Origin of the sequence: Dickeya sp. CFBP 2040 (assembly GCF_012273755.1) — a bacterium.
GTDB lineage: Bacteria > Pseudomonadota > Gammaproteobacteria > Enterobacterales > Enterobacteriaceae > Dickeya > Dickeya poaceiphila.
Window position 1 is genome coordinate 1 of record NZ_JAAVXH010000007.1, and the last position, 15,714, is coordinate 15,714.

At 54.9% G+C, this 15,714-nt stretch carries 16 protein-coding genes; 11 read left to right on the forward strand and 5 right to left on the reverse strand.

The window, feature by feature from the left end:
• The 10 genes from Dpoa2040_RS00875 to aguA form a co-directional block, all read left to right on the forward strand.
• The coding region (locus Dpoa2040_RS00875; protein ID WP_168639969.1) for a phage tail protein at positions 1–839 on the forward strand (839 nt) is incomplete at its 5' end.
• Position 840: 1 nt separating this feature from the next.
• Positions 841–1,275, forward strand: a complete 435-nt coding sequence (locus Dpoa2040_RS00880; protein WP_168639970.1) for a tail fiber assembly protein — start codon at positions 841–843, stop codon at positions 1,273–1,275.
• Between the two features lie 282 nt (positions 1,276–1,557).
• Complete coding sequence (locus Dpoa2040_RS00885; RefSeq protein ID WP_168639971.1) at positions 1,558–2,601, forward strand: phage tail protein; 1,044 nt, start codon at positions 1,558–1,560, stop codon at positions 2,599–2,601.
• On the forward strand, positions 2,601–3,221 hold the full coding sequence (locus Dpoa2040_RS00890) for a tail fiber assembly protein (RefSeq protein WP_168639988.1): 621 nt from the start codon (positions 2,601–2,603) through the stop codon (positions 3,219–3,221). Before Dpoa2040_RS00885 ends, Dpoa2040_RS00890 begins: the two co-directional genes overlap by 1 nt.
• 292 nt (positions 3,222–3,513) lie before the next feature.
• Positions 3,514–4,872 carry a phage tail protein gene (locus tag Dpoa2040_RS00895; protein WP_168639972.1) on the forward strand — a complete coding sequence of 453 codons (1,359 nt, stop codon included), beginning with the start codon at positions 3,514–3,516 and terminating at the stop codon, positions 4,870–4,872.
• On the forward strand, positions 4,869–5,264 hold the full coding sequence (locus Dpoa2040_RS00900) for a tail fiber assembly protein (RefSeq protein WP_042867746.1): 396 nt from the start codon (positions 4,869–4,871) through the stop codon (positions 5,262–5,264). The genes Dpoa2040_RS00895 and Dpoa2040_RS00900 overlap by 4 nt, the downstream gene beginning before the upstream one ends.
• Before the next feature lie 266 nt (positions 5,265–5,530).
• Positions 5,531–6,433 carry a CDF family cation-efflux transporter FieF gene (fieF, locus tag Dpoa2040_RS00905; RefSeq protein ID WP_168639973.1) on the forward strand — a complete coding sequence of 301 codons (903 nt, stop codon included), beginning with the start codon at positions 5,531–5,533 and terminating at the stop codon, positions 6,431–6,433.
• Between the two features lie 197 nt (positions 6,434–6,630).
• Positions 6,631–7,593, forward strand: a complete 963-nt coding sequence (pfkA, locus tag Dpoa2040_RS00910; RefSeq protein WP_042867755.1) for a 6-phosphofructokinase — start codon at positions 6,631–6,633, stop codon at positions 7,591–7,593.
• Positions 7,594–7,905: 312 nt separating this feature from the next.
• The gene (aguB, locus tag Dpoa2040_RS00915; protein ID WP_168639974.1) at positions 7,906–8,790 is read left to right on the forward strand and encodes an N-carbamoylputrescine amidase; all 885 of its coding nucleotides are present in this window, start codon (positions 7,906–7,908) and stop codon (positions 8,788–8,790) included.
• A gap of 4 nt (positions 8,791–8,794) precedes the next feature.
• Positions 8,795–9,895 (forward strand): agmatine deiminase, encoded by a 1,101-nt coding sequence (gene aguA / locus Dpoa2040_RS00920; RefSeq protein WP_168639975.1) that lies wholly within the window; start codon positions 8,795–8,797, stop codon positions 9,893–9,895.
• Positions 9,896–10,024: 129 nt separating this feature from the next.
• Here aguA and phoA read toward each other — a convergent pair whose 3' ends face one another.
• From phoA to Dpoa2040_RS00935, 3 genes are all read right to left on the reverse strand, one after another.
• Entirely contained in the window at positions 10,025–11,428 is a 1,404-nt protein-coding gene (phoA, locus tag Dpoa2040_RS00925) for an alkaline phosphatase (protein ID WP_168639976.1), read from the reverse strand.
• Positions 11,429–11,585: 157 nt separating this feature from the next.
• Entirely contained in the window at positions 11,586–12,356 is a 771-nt protein-coding gene (gene tpiA, locus Dpoa2040_RS00930; protein ID WP_168639977.1) for a triose-phosphate isomerase, read from the reverse strand.
• A gap of 141 nt (positions 12,357–12,497) precedes the next feature.
• Positions 12,498–13,091, reverse strand: a complete 594-nt coding sequence (locus tag Dpoa2040_RS00935; protein ID WP_128569802.1) for a DUF1454 family protein — start codon at positions 13,089–13,091, stop codon at positions 12,498–12,500.
• 148 nt (positions 13,092–13,239) lie between these two features.
• Here Dpoa2040_RS00935 and Dpoa2040_RS00940 point away from each other — a divergent pair, with 148 nt between their 5' ends.
• Positions 13,240–13,665, forward strand: a complete 426-nt coding sequence (locus Dpoa2040_RS00940) for a DUF805 domain-containing protein (protein WP_168639978.1) — start codon at positions 13,240–13,242, stop codon at positions 13,663–13,665.
• 42 nt (positions 13,666–13,707) lie between these two features.
• Here the strand turns inward: Dpoa2040_RS00940 and fpr are convergent, their stop codons facing one another.
• Entirely contained in the window at positions 13,708–14,454 is a 747-nt protein-coding gene (fpr, locus tag Dpoa2040_RS00945) for a ferredoxin--NADP(+) reductase (RefSeq protein ID WP_168639979.1), read from the reverse strand.
• A gap of 123 nt (positions 14,455–14,577) precedes the next feature.
• Positions 14,578–15,588, reverse strand: coding sequence for a class II fructose-bisphosphatase (gene glpX, locus Dpoa2040_RS00950; RefSeq protein ID WP_168639980.1), 1,011 nt, complete (start codon positions 15,586–15,588; stop codon positions 14,578–14,580).
• Between the last annotated feature and the right edge of the window lie 126 nt (positions 15,589–15,714).

Sequence of the window (15,714 nt, forward strand, 5' to 3'; positions counted from 1 at the left end):
TGCAGGAAGGCTCTGGCCGTGTACAAACCGTGCGCATGATTTTGGTCGTCAGTCATGCTCAGGCTGTGTCATTGAGCATTGACCCGGCAGTGGTGCTGGCAACGCGTAAGTTTGTTGATGACAAGGCGATTGAGGTGCAAGCCTATGCCGATGACCTGATGGCAAAACACCTTGCTGCCAGTAACCCCCATCCGCAATATGCACCGCTGGTAAGTCCCTCGCTGACGGGGGTGCCGACTGCGCCAACGGCGGCTGCAGGAACCCGCAATAGTCAGCTGGCAACGACCGCATTTGTTAAAGGCGCTATTGAAGCACTGGTTGCCTCTTCTCCAGAAGTACTTGATACGCTGAATGAACTGGCAGCCGCTTTGGGTAACGATCCAAACTTTGCCACCACAATCACGAACGCACTGGCGGGCAAACAGCCGCTGGACAACACGCTGACTGCATTGTCAGGAAAATCCGTTGCTGCGCTTCTCGAATACCTTGGTTTAGGAACCGCGGCGAAAAAAAACGTAGGCACTGGGGTTGGGCAACTACCTGATATGCATAGTTTTTCAACCGGCAGCAATAATGCATTCAGATTGCCGACAGGTCACATTGTGCAGTTCGATTATGGTGTATTGAGTGGCATGGGGGGATTTACGAAAAGCTACCCTATTCCGTTCCCTACAACGACCATCGCGCTGATTGGGATTGTGTACAACGCGTTAGGGGTACGGTGGGTTGCTACACCGAATGTTTTTGACAGAACTACGGCGAACATCAACTTTGTAGACTCTGTCACGGGCAATGCTTTGACGGGGATAACTGTTGGCTATCTGGCTATAGGATACTGATATGAAAAAAATTAATAGCGTTTATTCACCCTCGCAGAATGTTATTTATCCCGCACAGCTTTATGCTGATTATGAACGTGCAGGTACATGGCCATCAGATGGGATAGAAATCGGCGATGACGATGCCGTGCGGTTCAGCCCGGTTAATCAGCCAGTGGGAAAAATGCTGGGATACGTCGAGGGTGGGCTTATCTGGGTTGATGAACCCGCACCATCGCAGATGCAACTGATTAGAGAAGCCGAGGCAAGACGACAACTACTTCTTTCAACGGCGAATGACCTGACTGCCGACTGGCGAACAGAACTTGCACTGGACATCATTGCTGACGGGGATAAAGCGAAGCTGGTTGAATGGATGCAATACATCAAAGCCGTGAAGGCAGTAGACATCTCTACTGCGCCGAATGTTAGCTGGCCGGAGAAACCGAATATGTAGCCCGGTGAGTACCGGGAAGACTGGAGGTATCAATTCACTCGTTCTATCTGGTGTAGTTAAGCCGTATTCACCGTGTCCTCTTTTTTTGACGTTTCCCGCCTTAATGGCGGGTTTATTTTACCGGCTTGTTGTGCCATGGCAGAGACAACGTCATCAACAGGTAATATTTTCGGGGTGTTTGCATAATGGTTGTCAGAAAGCAGAACGAACATTGGATATTTGCATAACCACCATGTTTGCTGCCGCTGACCAACTTTTTAATTGACGCAGACGAGAGAAACGATGGGAACCAAATACTTTACGATTCTTACCCGTATCGGTGAGGTTAAACTGGCGGAAGCAATCTCAACCGGAAAGCCACTGGAAATTACCGAGATGGGCGTTGGGGATGGCGGTGGGGTATTACAGACGCCAGATACGATGCAGACCAAATTGGTGAATGAAAAGCGCCGGGCGGTGATTAATTCCTTGAGTGTAGACCCTGATAATCCCGGTCAGATTATTGCCGAGCAGGTGATCCCGGAAAATGAAGGCGGATTCTGGCTGCGTGAAATTGGTTTGTATGATGCGGCTGGCAATTTGATTGCGGTAGCCAATTGCCCGGAAACCTATAAACCGGAACTGAAGGAAGGGTCGGGCCGGGTACAGACGGTACGCATGATCCTGATTGTCAGCCGTACCGATGCGGTAACGCTAAAATTTGACCCGACAGTCGCGCTGGCGACACGGCGTTATGCGGATACGCTGCTGGCGGGGCATCTTGCCGAGCCCAACCCCCATTCGCAGTATCTGTTGATCAGTGAATTTGTCGGTATTCCGCAACCCTGGCCGCAGGCGACCGCCCCGGCGGGCTGGCTGAAATGTAACGGCCAGTCGTTTGATAAAACTGTCTATCCCCGGCTGGCGCAGGTCTATCCGTCCGGTGTGTTGCCGGATTTGCGCGGTGAGTTTATTCGCGGTTGGGATGATGGGAGAGCGGTAGATGCGGGAAGGGGTCTGCTATCACCACAGTCCCCATCTCTAATCACCGCTAGCATTGGGCCTGATGCTGCACAACTTCTCGTGGTTGAAGGCTCTACGCCAAATATAGCAACGGTAGCAGAGTTCAATGACGCAATGCAGACAGACACAATTAGTGACTCTGATTATGGGCCTGCACTAAAAGGCTACGCATACGTGTGGAACGATTATGCTTACTCAAATAACAGCGCAAACAAACCTGTTGACCCAGGCGCTGGCCGCCCTCTGAACAGATACAATACTTTTCTCGTTGGAGGGGCTCGCCCCCGCAACATCGCCTTTAACTACATTGTGAGGGCGGCATGATGACGATATCAACACAGGACGTGCGCGCAGTGCTGGCGGCAGATGGGCTGGCCACTCAGGCAGGCTGGTTGCGGGTGTACCACGTGGATGCTGCAACCCGTGAGTACGATGGCTACAGTGACGAATATCTGATGCCGGGAACAGGGATTCCCGCGCACAGCTATGCTGATGAGCCGCCGCAGCCTGTGGCGGAAGGGCAGGCGCTACGGCGTTCGTCTGATGGCCTGCAGTGGGAATGGGTGCCGGATTTACGTGGGCAGACCGTTTACGACACGCAGACGCGTCAGCCGCACGTGGTGATTGAGCTGGGAGCGTTGCCCGCCCGCCTGACCTTGCTGCCGCCAGCCAGCAAGTTTGACTGTTGGGATGGCGCACAATGGGTAACGGATACCGCAGCGCACCGGGAAAGCCTGCTACAGGCGGCCCGACAGGAGTGTGAAAGCCGTCGCCAGACGGCGCATGAGCGTATCCGTGAGCTGACCTATGCGCAGGAACTGGACATCGCCACCGAGCAGGAAACCCAGGCGCTTAAAAGCTGGAAAATCTATCTGGTACAGTTAAGTCGTATTGATCTGTCTCTGGCGCCGGATATCGACTGGCCGACTATACCCGCAAACTGATTTAGGGCTATACCCGTTCGGAATAACCATGTTCTGTTATTCCGAACGGGTGTTTTTTTATTGATCTCTTCTGACGTATCTCCTTGCTGATTATCGGATTTTTATCGTGCTGCTGGCAGGCATCAATAGCCTTGTTGTGCCATCGCCGCCACACCCGTATGAGCGGGTGATTTGACTCGCTATCAGCATAATGGTTGTCACAAGGCAGACAGGACGGTGAGCACTTGCTGTGTTCTTATTTCTCTGCTGCTGCCTGACTTTTTCCTTTACATTCATGCTGATGAGAGAATCGATGGGGACTAAATATTTTACCTTGCTCACCCAGGTGGGTGAGAAAAAGCTGGCGGCGGCGATAGCAGCGGGAAAATCGCTGGAACTGGTGCAAATGGGGGTGGGAGATGGCAACGGCGTACTCCCCACCCCCGATCCGCTGCAAACCAAATTGGTCAATGAAAAGCGACGTGGGGTTATCAACTCGCTAACGGTTGACCCGGACAACACCAATCAGATGATTGCCGAGCAAGTGATCCCGGAAAATGAAGGGGGATTCTGGCTGCGTGAAATCGGGTTGTACGATGTGGATGGTGACTTGATTGCGCTCGGTAACTGCCCGGAAACCTATAAGCCGGAACTGAAGGAAGGGTCGGGCCGGGTACAAACGGTACGCATGATCCTGATTGTCAGCCGCACCGATGCAATAACACTGAAGTTTGACCCAACGGTGGCGCTGGCGACACGGCGTTATGCCGATACCTTGCTGGCTGACCATGTCGCCGCCGTTAATCCGCATAAGCAGTATGCGCCGATTGAAAGCCCGGCATTTACCGGTACTCCTGCGGCACCGACTGCCGTGGCAGGTACGAGTACGACACAACTGGCAACCACGGCGTTTGTTGCTGCCGGGTTATCAGGAAAAATGGATAAAAATCAGAACGGTGCTGATATTCAGGAACCGACTCAATTTGTCAAAAACTTGGGCTTAGAAAATCGTTTTGCAGGCCGTATCCTGCGCATAAAAAAAATCACCTCAAGCCAGAATTATCAATGGCCTGATGATGTGTCTGCTATTGATGTCACCATCTGTGGTGCGGGTGGCGGCGGCGGTGCAGCGGCGGCGTCCCCACAGAATTATCACTCGGCAGGTTCCGGCGGTGGTGCTGGCGGCTGGGCACGATCTTTTTACCGTAAAGGTGATATTCCTGCGTTGATCTATCTGGAGGTCGGTGCTGGCGGCATGGGCGGTGTAGATGGGGTAAATGAGCCGGGGTTTGGTGGCGCGACGAAATTTGGAACGTTAATGACGGCGATCGGTGGAGCGAGGGGGGCTAACGGTATTGCAATCGCAATCGGTATGTCCGTTCTGATTGGTAATGGTGGTGGAGGGAATGCATCTGGTGGGAATCTTGTCGCGGGTTTTGGCGGCTCAGGTACGCCTGCGATTTTTTTCAGTAGCGGTCATGAATCCGGTGCAGGCGGCGATTCTGTTTTTTCATTCGGTGCTCCACCACTAACGTCGAATAGTTCGATTGCAGGGATCGATGGTATCGATGGTTCTGGTGGTAGTGGTGGGTATGAGATGCCAGGTGAGCCTGCTACTAAAGGTGGTAATGGTGGTAATGGCGTCATTATGATTGTGGAGTATTCAGCATGAGTAAAATATACGCGGTAATCGAAAACGGTGTGGTGATGAATACCGTAGTCTGGGATAGCGATGTTGGGGCTGACTGGAAGCCGCAGAATGGCGCGTTAATCGATATTTCATCAGAACGTGTCGGTGTCGGTTATCTGTATTCTGACGGTGTATTTACGCCACCTGAAAAAAGCCGGGATGAATATATTGCGGACGCTACGCTACGAAAAACGCAGCTATTGTCAGAAGCACAAAAAATGATAGCAAACTGGCAGACTGATCTCTTGCTGGGCGTGATTTCTGATGATGATAAAAGCCGTTTAGTGCGCTGGCGCGAGTACATGAAACAAGTTGACGCCATTGATGCACAGAGCGCACCCGATATCACCTGGCCTGTTCCTCCTGCGGCGTAACCAGACACGTTCTGCCCGGCCACAGCATTTCAACCAACTGTTCCGGGTAGACCTTATCCTGTGTGGTGAGGAGTTCGTGTTGATCGCTGGTCGCGCTGGGAACAGGAGCGGTTGCAGAAAATACTGCGCAAGCCATAAGCCTGTCATCAGCAAACATCGCACGTATGCCAGCAATTGGCATTTATCGGGAAACCGGAAATAAACTGTCACAGCTTTCCCGTACTGGAATTCGGTATACTGGCTCCCTCGCTTGAATGGAGTGGTGTATGAATTCTTATTACGCACGTTTGGTGACGACCGCGGCTTTTTTGGCTACCGCCATGGCATTATCGCTGTTTGGCATGAAGGTGTACGCCTGGTGGTACAGCGGTTCGGTCAGTTTGCTGGCGTCGTTGGTGGATTCGTTGGTGGATATCGCGGCGTCGCTGGTCAATCTGCTGGTGGTTCGCTATTCGCTGCAACCTGCTGATATGGAGCATACGTTCGGGCATGGCAAAGCCGAGTCGCTGGCCGCGCTGGCGCAGAGCATGTTCATTTCCGGTTCGGCGCTGTTTTTATTATTGACCGGCGCCCAACATCTGATGACTCCGCAGCCGTTGCAAGGGGCTGAACTGGGGATATGGATAACCATTATTGCGCTGGTGGCGACGGGGCTGCTGGTGAGTTTCCAGCGTTGGGTTATCCGTAAAACCCACAGTCAGGCGGTACGGGCCGACATGTTGCACTACCAGTCGGATGTCCTGATGAATGGTGCGATCCTGCTGTCGCTGGTGCTGAGCTGGAAAGGCATCACCTGGGCCGACGCAGTGTTTGCTCTGGGGATCGGCGTCTATATTTTAGGCAGTGCCTTGCGTATGGCCTACGATGCCATTCAGGTGCTGCTGGACAGAGCGCTGCCGGATGACGAGCGGCAGGAGATCGTCACTATCGTGTCCTCGTGGCCGGGCGTCAGTGGAGCGCATCAGTTGCGAACCCGCCGCTCTGGCCCGACTCGCTTTATCCAGTTGCATCTGGAAATGGCGGACAACCTGCCGCTGGTGGAATCACACCAGATTGCGGACGAACTGGAGCAGGCATTGCTCAAACGCTTTCCCGGTTCAGACATTATTATCCATCAGGACCCTGTTTCGGTGGTGCCGCCAGAACAACGAGGCCGTTGGGAGCTATAGCTGCCAGGCTTTATCTGCGCCATAACTATGTTGTAAAAATGTGATATACGGTAGATTTTTAGTGGACCGAGAGACTGACCTGAATCAATTCAGCTAGGCGTATTTGTTATACTATGTTGATAAACGGTTAGGCTTTGTCTTGTGAGCCTGAAGACAGAAGAATCTGCGAATTTACATCTACAAATCCAGAGGTTGTCATGATTAAAAAAATCGGAGTACTGACGAGCGGTGGCGATGCGCCGGGGATGAATGCGGCTATTCGTGGCGTAGTGCGTGCCGCGTTAGCGGAAAACCTGGACGTATACGGCATCTATGATGGCTATCAGGGTTTGTATGAAGATCGCATGGAGCAGTTGGACCGCTATAGCGTGTCGGATGTGATCAACCGCGGCGGCACGTTCCTTGGCTCTGCCCGTTTCCCTGCGTTCCGCGAAGAAGCGGTACGTCAGGTGTGCGTGGACAACATGAAAAAGCATGGTCTGGATGCGCTGGTGGTGATCGGTGGTGATGGTTCTTACATGGGGGCCAAACGCCTGACCGAAATGGGTTTCCCCTGCATCGGTTTGCCGGGCACCATTGATAATGATGTGGCGGGCACCGATTACACCATTGGTTACTTCACTGCGCTGGAAACCGTGGTCGAGGCGATTGACCGCCTGCGCGATACCTCGTCTTCCCACCAGCGCATTTCCATCGTGGAAGTGATGGGGCGTCACTGCGGCGACCTGACGCTGGCCGCCGCGATTGCCGGCGGTTGCGAGTTCATTGTGTTGCCGGAAGTAGACTTCAAAAAAGAAGATTTGGTGGAAGAGATTAAAGCCGGCATCGCCAAAGGGAAGAAACACGCTATTGTTGCGATTACCGAACTGGTGTGCGATGTGGACGAACTGGCGCACTATATTGAGACAGAAACCGGGCGCGAAACCCGTGCTACTGTACTGGGCCACATTCAGCGTGGTGGTTCGCCGGTGGCTTATGACCGTATCCTTGCGTCCCGCATGGGCGCGTACTCGATTGAACTGTTGCAGCAAGGCTATGGTGGCCGTTGCGTCGGGATTCAGAATGAAAAACTGGTCCATCATGATATTATTGACGCTATCGAGAACATGAAGCGCCCGTTCAAAGGCGACTGGCTGAATACCGCCAAGAAGCTGTTCTGATGTACGCCCGGCGTGGCCGGGGCGCACAAGCAAATCCCGCTCTTTTGGGCGGGATTTCTTATTGGGAAACAGAAAACGGCCAATCCAGCGGTGAACGATGTGTGTGCCGGCAGTCGGTAACGAAAGGAAACGCACATCCTCACCGTCATGATTCGCTGGCATAATGTCGCTGCTCTGCGGCGTAACGTATGACGGCGTTCGCCGGGCGCAGGGTGAGCTGTTGATCTACACTTTTTTACCCGTCTCTTGCTATTCCCACGCCGCTGGTGGCGCAGGCATGAGCACCCATACAGAAATTATTGAGGTTTTCGCATGACAAAAGTTACCGTTGCCGCCACGCAGATGGCCTGCACCTGGGATTTGCCAAAAAATATCGAAAACGCCGAACGGCTGGTGCGTCAGGCTCATGCTCAAGGGGCACAAATCATTCTGATTCAGGAACTGTTTGCCGCGCCTTATTTCTGCATTGACCAGAGTCCGGAGCATTATGCGCTGGCGCAGGAACTGGCAACCAGCGAGCTTATCCAACACTTTTCCGCCCTGGCGGCTGAACTGGCCGTGGTGCTGCCGCTGAGCTTCTTCGAACGCGCCAATAACGCCTACTACAACTCGCTGGTGATGATTGACGCCGACGGCAGCGTACTGGACGTGTATCGCAAAACCCATATTCCTAACGGCCCCGCCTATCAGGAAAAACAGTTCTTTATTCCGGGCGACACCGGTTTCAAAGTGTGGCAGACCCGCTACGCCAAAGTGGGTGTGGGCATCTGCTGGGATCAGTGGTTCCCGGAAACCGCTCGCTGCCTGGCGCTCAACGGCGCCGAGCTGATTTTCTACCCGACCGCTATCGGTTCTGAACCGGCGTACCCGGACATCGACAGCCAGCCGCACTGGACTCGCGTACAGCAGGGCCATGCCGCCGCCAACCTGATCCCGGTTATCGCGTCCAACCGTATCGGCACCGAAGCCAGCAAGTACATCGACGGTCTGGAAATGACCTTCTACGGTTCGTCGTTCATTGCCGATCAAACTGGTGCGCTGGTGGCACAGGCCAATAAGACCGATGAAACGGTGCTGGTACACGCGTTCGATCTGGAGGCGATTGCCGCTCAGCGCGCGGCCTGGGGGCTGTTCCGTGATCGTCGTCCGGATATGTACGGCGTAATCGGGACTTCTGACGGCAAGACCTGGAGATAAGTTGATGTCTGAACTGACTACGCCGTTGCAGGACGGTTTCTCCATGCCGGCGGAATGGGCGCCGCACGACGCAGTGTGGATGCTGTGGCCGTATCGGCGCGACAACTGGCGTGCCGAAGGTGACGCTATTCCCGCCCAGCGCACCTTCGCCGCTGTCGCTGCCGCGATTGCGCAAACCACGCCGGTTATCATGGGCGTGCCGCGTGACCAGATGGCGTTGGCCAAAGGCGTGATGCCGGCTGGCGTCATGCTGGTGGAGATGGAAAGCGATGATGCCTGGGTGCGTGATACCGGGCCAACCGTAGTGCTGAACAGCGCCGGTGAACGCCGTGGCATACACTGGCAGTTCAACGCCTGGGGCGGCACGCTGGGCGGCTTGTATGAAGACTGGCGTCGTGATGAGAATGTGGCGGCGCAGGTGCTGGCGTATCATGGTGATGCGCGTTACGCCGCTCCGCTGATTCTGGAAGGCGGCTCCATCCATACTGATGGTGAAGGCACGCTGCTGACTACCGCTGAGTGCCTGCTGAACCCGAACCGCAATCCGCACCTGAACAAAGCGCAGATTGAGCAGTTACTGCGGGATTATCTCGGTGTTTCTGCTTTTATCTGGCTGGAAGAGGGCGTCTATAACGACGAAACCGATGGTCACATCGACAACATGTGCTGTTTTGTGCGCCCCGGCGAAGTGGCGTTGCACTGGACGGATGATGAAGCCGACCCGCAGTACGCTCGTTCTCAGGCGGCGTATCAGGTGTTGTCGCAGGTGAAGGATGCCAAAGGTCGGGCGCTGAAAATCTGGAAACTGCCGGCACCGGGTCCGTTGTATGCCACGCCGGAAGAAGCAGCGGGCGTGACCGAAGGCAATGCCATTGAGCGTAACGCCGGGTCGCGGCTGGCGGGGTCTTACGTCAATTTCCTGATCAGTAATCAGCAGATTATTTATCCGCTGCTGGATGAGCGCACTGACGCCGAGGCCCATGGGTTGTTGCAACAGATGTTCCCCGACTACCTGATAAGTGGCGTTCCGGCCCGCGAGATCCTGCTGGGCGGCGGCAATATCCACTGTATTACGCAGCAAATTCCGGCGGTGAAACCGGTGTAATTTAACCCATTGTTTGTTTGGTAAAAGGCAGGTTTAGTACCTGCCTTTTGTATTATCAGCCCATCACCACCTCCTTGGGAGGTGGTGATGGTTGCTGCGGATCGACGGTTACGTTGTCGGATGTTGGAATTACTTCAGCCCCATCGCGTTTTTCATGGTGTAGAACAGATCGGTTTGGTCAGTCAGGCCAACCACGTTAGCGGCGTGCGGACCGTAGGCGGCGATGCGCAACTGCGTGCCGGTGTGGCCTTGTGACTCCTCTTCTGAATTACCGTAGCTGATGGTCATCACTGCGTTATCTTTGGTGTTCAGCGCCTGCGTCAGGCCCGGTGCTTTGGCGCCGTTTTCGATGATCTGGCTGGAGTGGGCGTGGTCGGCGGTGACAATCACCAGCGTGTTGCCGTCACGACGGGCGAATTCCAGCGCTTTTTGCACTGCTTCGTCCAGATCGACGGTTTCGCCGAATTGACCACATGGGTTGGCGGCGTGGTCTTGCTTGTCGATAGACGCTCCTTCAACTTGCAGGAAGAAACCGTTTTTATTCTTGCTCAGCAACTGGATCGCTTTATCGGTCATTTGCGCCAGCGTCGGTACGGTGGCACTGCGTTTGGCATTCGGCTCACAGGTCACGACCGGTTTATCCAGGTTGCCGTGGTAGCTGGCTTGTGGCCCCTGCCAGCGCACCGGCATGTTGCCGTCGGCGAACAGCCCCAGTACCGGCTTGCTCTGTGTGGCGGCGTTAACCGCGTTCATGCCATCCAGATCCGTCACGATGTGGTAACCCAGTGCTTGCGCCTGTTCTTTCAGGCTTTTCCCCTGATATTTACCTGCTTTGGCGAGTTCTTTGAAAGTGGCAGCGCCGCCGCCCAGTGTGACATCAGCACGGGTGACCAGCAACTGTTCAGCAATCGAGCCGCGACCACCGTTTTCCAGTGCGTTGGTCGGGCACTGCTGGCTGGTTTTTTCCGGGCCGTAGCATTTGCGGGAGGTGACGTGCGACACCATTGCCGCGGGTGTGGCGTCTTCCAGTTCGGCGGTAGAGACGTTACCCGTGGCTTTGCCCGCCGCTTTGGCAATTTCAATCAGTGTTTTATGGTCTTTGCCGTCTACATCCACGCCCAGTGCGCCGTTGTAGGTTTTGACGCCGCTGGACCACGCGGTGGCTGACGCCGCGGAGTCGGTGACGTAGTCTGGTTTGCGGGTTTTCTTGTCCAGCGCGTAGTGGGTGTACTGACCCGTCAGCGGCAGCGCATCGATACCTTTGAAGAACCCGCCTGCGCCCAGCGCATAGTTGCGTGCGGCAGTGATTTCCGAATCGCCCATGCCGTCGCCAATCAGCAGAATCACGTTTTTGGCGGTTTTCGCATTGAGCGAGGCTTTCAGCATCTCGGTCTGGTCGGCGCTGAGTCGGCGAGCACCACCGGGCTGAGTGATGTCGCCTTGTGCCTGACGTTGGTAATCGGCGCTGGCGGCCAGTGCACTGCCAGCAATAAGCGTCATCATCAGGGAAGAGAGCAGGGTTTTACGGATCATTGTTATTCACTCTTGGTTGAATTAAGAAACAAATAAACACGACTGGTAAAACCTAGACGGGAAAAATGACAAAATAATGAATGCAGACGGAGTCGGTGGGAAAAAGATATAAAAAAACGGCTCCAGTCTGGAGCCGTGTGTGATGTTCGGGCAGGAATCAAGCCTGGCCTTTAGCTTCAGCGGCGGCTTTGACGATAACGGCGAAGGCATCGGCTTTCAACGACGCGCCGCCAACCAGTGCGCCGTCGATGTCCGGCTGGGTAAATAGCTCGGCGGCGTTGGCAGCGTTCACTGACCCACCGTACTGAATAATAACCTGCTCGGCTACCGCTGCATCCTGTTTAGCGATGTGGTCGCGGATAAATTTGTGCACCGCCTGTGCTTGCGCCGGGGTAGCGGATTTGCCGGTGCCGATGGCCCAGACTGGCTCGTAGGCAATCACGGTGTTTTCGAACGCTTTCGCACCCAGCGTATTCAGCACGGCATCCAGCTGACGTGCGCAAACGGCTTCAGTCTGGCCGGCTTCGTTTTCCGCTTCGGTTTCACCGATGCACAGTACCGGAATCAGGCCGGTTTCTTTCAGCACGGCGAATTTTTTGGCGATGAACTCGTCGCTTTCATGGTGATAGGTACGGCGTTCGGAGTGGCCGATGATGATGTATTTGGCACCGATATCTTTCAGCATAGCGGCGGAGGTTTCACCGGTGAAGGCGCCAGCAAGGTTGACGTCCACGTTCTGGGCACCCAGTACAATACGGCTGCCTGCCAGCAGGTGTTTCGCCTGATCCAGATAAATAGCTGGCGGCGCGATGGCTACGTCGCAACCGGTGACGGCGCTCAGTTCGTTGCGCAGGCCGGCAATCAGTTCGTGAACCATGCTAGTGCTGCCATTCAGCTTCCAGTTGCCCATGACTAAGGGGTGTCGCATCTTGTTTCCTCCAGGCGAATTGCCAGTTAATCAATACATGGCTGCGTCAGACAGCCACTCTGACGATGATACAAAACTGACGATAGTATAAAGTTGAAATGGCGCGGTGGCTCTGTTTTTCGTGCCTAATTCTCGATGTGATCACGAATCAGATAGCGCCAGCTTAATCGGTTCAACAGCGAAGGTTAGCCCTTTTTCTCCATGATCCGCCACAACATAGCGTAATGCGCCCTCAGTTTGCTGATAAAAGTGCTGTCCTTTGCCTTTTTCCAGCAATGTTTCGATTTTTTTCAGACTTTGCTCGTTGGTCAACGATGGCATAAAGGTGCGCATCAGCGCCGCCATGTAGCCGATAGCCTGTTTGCGTCGCCCGTTTTGGTCGGTGTCTTTAGGTTTGGGCAGCCAGGTAATTTGCATGGTTTTGATCTTACCGGTGCCTTTTTCCAGCGCGGTGGATGAATACAGATGGTCGTTGATGCGGCTGGCTGCGCGCGTCAGATTGGGCGAATCATCACCGGTATCCACCACCCGGTATTCGCCAATCGGTAATGAGGGGTTGCTCAGGTTATAGCGGGTGCGAAACTGTACGATGTTCATGTCGAACGTGGGTGAGCCAGGCAGCAGATAAGGCGCGGCAGCTGGGGTTTGTGGCTGGAACAGGCTTTCACTCCTGGCAGATGGAATGCAGAGTAGGCCAGCAGACAGACAGCAAACAATTAGCAGGGCATTTTTCATCATCACTTTACGTACTATCGTCACTTATCGTTGGCGTGCTGTGTGATTAAAGCGGGATTCGGGTTCGATTGTCAAAACGCGCGCTAAAAAACACGGTGTAACTTAAGGTAAACTCGTGCCCGTAGAACCGATTCGGGGATGAAAAGTGATGACGATACAACAATGGTGTTTTTCGTTTCGTGGCCGTGTTGGCCGCCGGGATTTCTGGTTAGGGATGATTATTGTGCTGGCGTTGATGGTGGGATTATTCGTATTGGCCGGTACCGGCTGGCTGGAAACCCAGAAGGCCGCATTTATACTGGTGGTGTTGATGTGGCCGTTGACGGCGATACTGGTCAAGCGATTGCATGATCGCAATAAAAGTGGCTGGTGGGCGTTATTGCTGGTGGTGGCCTGGATGTTGGGCAACGGCAATTGGTCAATACTGCCGCCGCTTGGTCAGTGGGTAGTGGAGCGTTTTCTGCCGACGCTGATTACCGTAATGATGTTGCTGGATTGCGGCGCGTTCGTCGGAACCATCGGCACCAACCGTTTCGGACCGGTGGCGGAACCGTTGCGGCTCCGCGCTTCCTGAGTACCGTGCTTTTTTTGACCCGCTATTGCCCGTTATCCTCAGTTACCAGTAGTGCTCGCTGGTCATATGCCCAGGGCGACGGCGCAGGTGTTTGCTCATCTGCCGCGTGTCTTTGAGCAACTGCTGGGTATCTCGCACCATCTGCGGGTTGCCGCAGAGCATAACGTGGCTGGTCGCCGCATCCATCGGCAGGCCGACCGCTGCTTCCAGCGCGCCGCTTTCAATCAGTGCTGGCACGCGACCGGTGAGCGAACCGGGCTGCTCCTCGCGGCTGACGACGGTCTGGATGCGGAGCTTGCCATTGTAGCGCTGTTCCAACTGTTGCATTAACGGCAGATAGCTCAGGTCGCTGGCAAAACGGGCGGCGTGTACCAGCACGATGTGTTTGAACCGCTCCAGACCACGCCCTTCCTGCAAAATCGACAAATACGGACCGATGGCGGTGCCGGTTGCCAGCATCCACAGGGTTTCACAGTCCGGAATCTCGTCGAGTACGAAAAAACCGGCGGCTTCCTGTGTCACCAGCACTTTGTCGCCCGGCTGGCAACGGTGCAGATGCGGACTGAGCTTGCCATCCGGCACGTTGACCAGATAGAACTCCAGCAGCGAGTCGTTGGGGGCGTTGACGTAAGAATAGGCGCGCTGTACCCGCTCGCCGTTCAGTTCCAGCGCCAGCTTAGCGAATTGCCCGGCGGTAAATGGCGCCACCGGCGCTTCCAGCCGCAGACTGAATAAATTTTCCGTCCAGTGTTCAACCTGAATAACTTTGCCGGTCACCCACTCTGCCATGGTTCTCTGCTCCTTTTTTGATCTACCGGGTGTCACATGGCTGCACGCAGCCAGACCCTACGATACGCGATCTATTAACAACAGTGAAACAATTCATGCCGTGTTGCGCATACCCTGCCGTGATTACAGCAGAAAGTCGTGCAGCGCCTGATCCTTACGATCCAGATAATGGGTGGAGCTGATGCGGCGAATGGTGCGCGACTTACCGCGGATCAGCAGCGTTTCGGTAGTGGCGATGTTGCCGCGGCGGGAAATGCCATCGAGCAGATCGCCCTTGGTGATGCCGGTGGCGGAAAATATGACGTTGTCGTTGCGCGCCATATCGTCCAACGCCAGCACGTTGCCCGCTTCAATCCCCATTTCACGGCAGCGTGCCAGTTCCTGCTCGCCCAGCCGGCGGTTTTCTGCGTTATCTTCCTTCACCTGATGGCGGGCCAGCAGGCGTCCTTGCATGTCGCCGTCCAGTGCGCGGATTACTGCCGCCGAAATCACGCCTTCCGGCGCGCCGCCGATGCCGTAGAGCACATCGACTTCGCTTTCCGGCATACAGGTCAGAATAGAGGCGGCTACGTCGCCATCCGGAATGGCGAAGACTTTTACCCCCCACTGCTGCATCTTGGCGATGACCTTGTCATGACGTGGTTTAGCCAGCGTGATGACAGTCAATTCACAAAGCGGCTTGCCCAGTCGTTCTGCAACGCGTTTCAGGTTCTCTTCCAGCGGTTGGTTAAGATCGATAGCGCCTTTGGCCTGAGGGCCGACAATCAGCTTTTCCATGTACATGTCAGGTGCGTGCAGGAAGGCGCCCTGTTCACCCACAGCCAGCACCGCCAGCGCGTTAGCCTGCCCCATGGCGGTCATACGGGTGCCTTCAATCGGATCAACCGCGATGTCTACCGCGTCGCCGTGGCCGGTACCCACGTGTTCGCCGATGTAGAGCATCGGTGCTTCGTCAATTTCACCTTCGCCGATGACAATCCGGCCATTGATATCGACCTGATTGAGCATGATGCGCATTGCCTGCACGGCGGCGTTGTCGGCGGCGTTCTTATCGCCGCGTCCCAGCCATTTGTAACCGGCCAGTGCTGCTGCTTCGGTAACGCGAGAGAATTCGATGGCTAATTCACGTTTCATGGATACCTGTCCTGAACGGGGAAGAGGAATAGTTAGGGACATCATGGTAACACAGGCATGGCAGAGGACAGGTGACGGCGCGGGAAAGAAAAAGGGCGCGATAGCCGCGCCCGATCAAGGATAGTG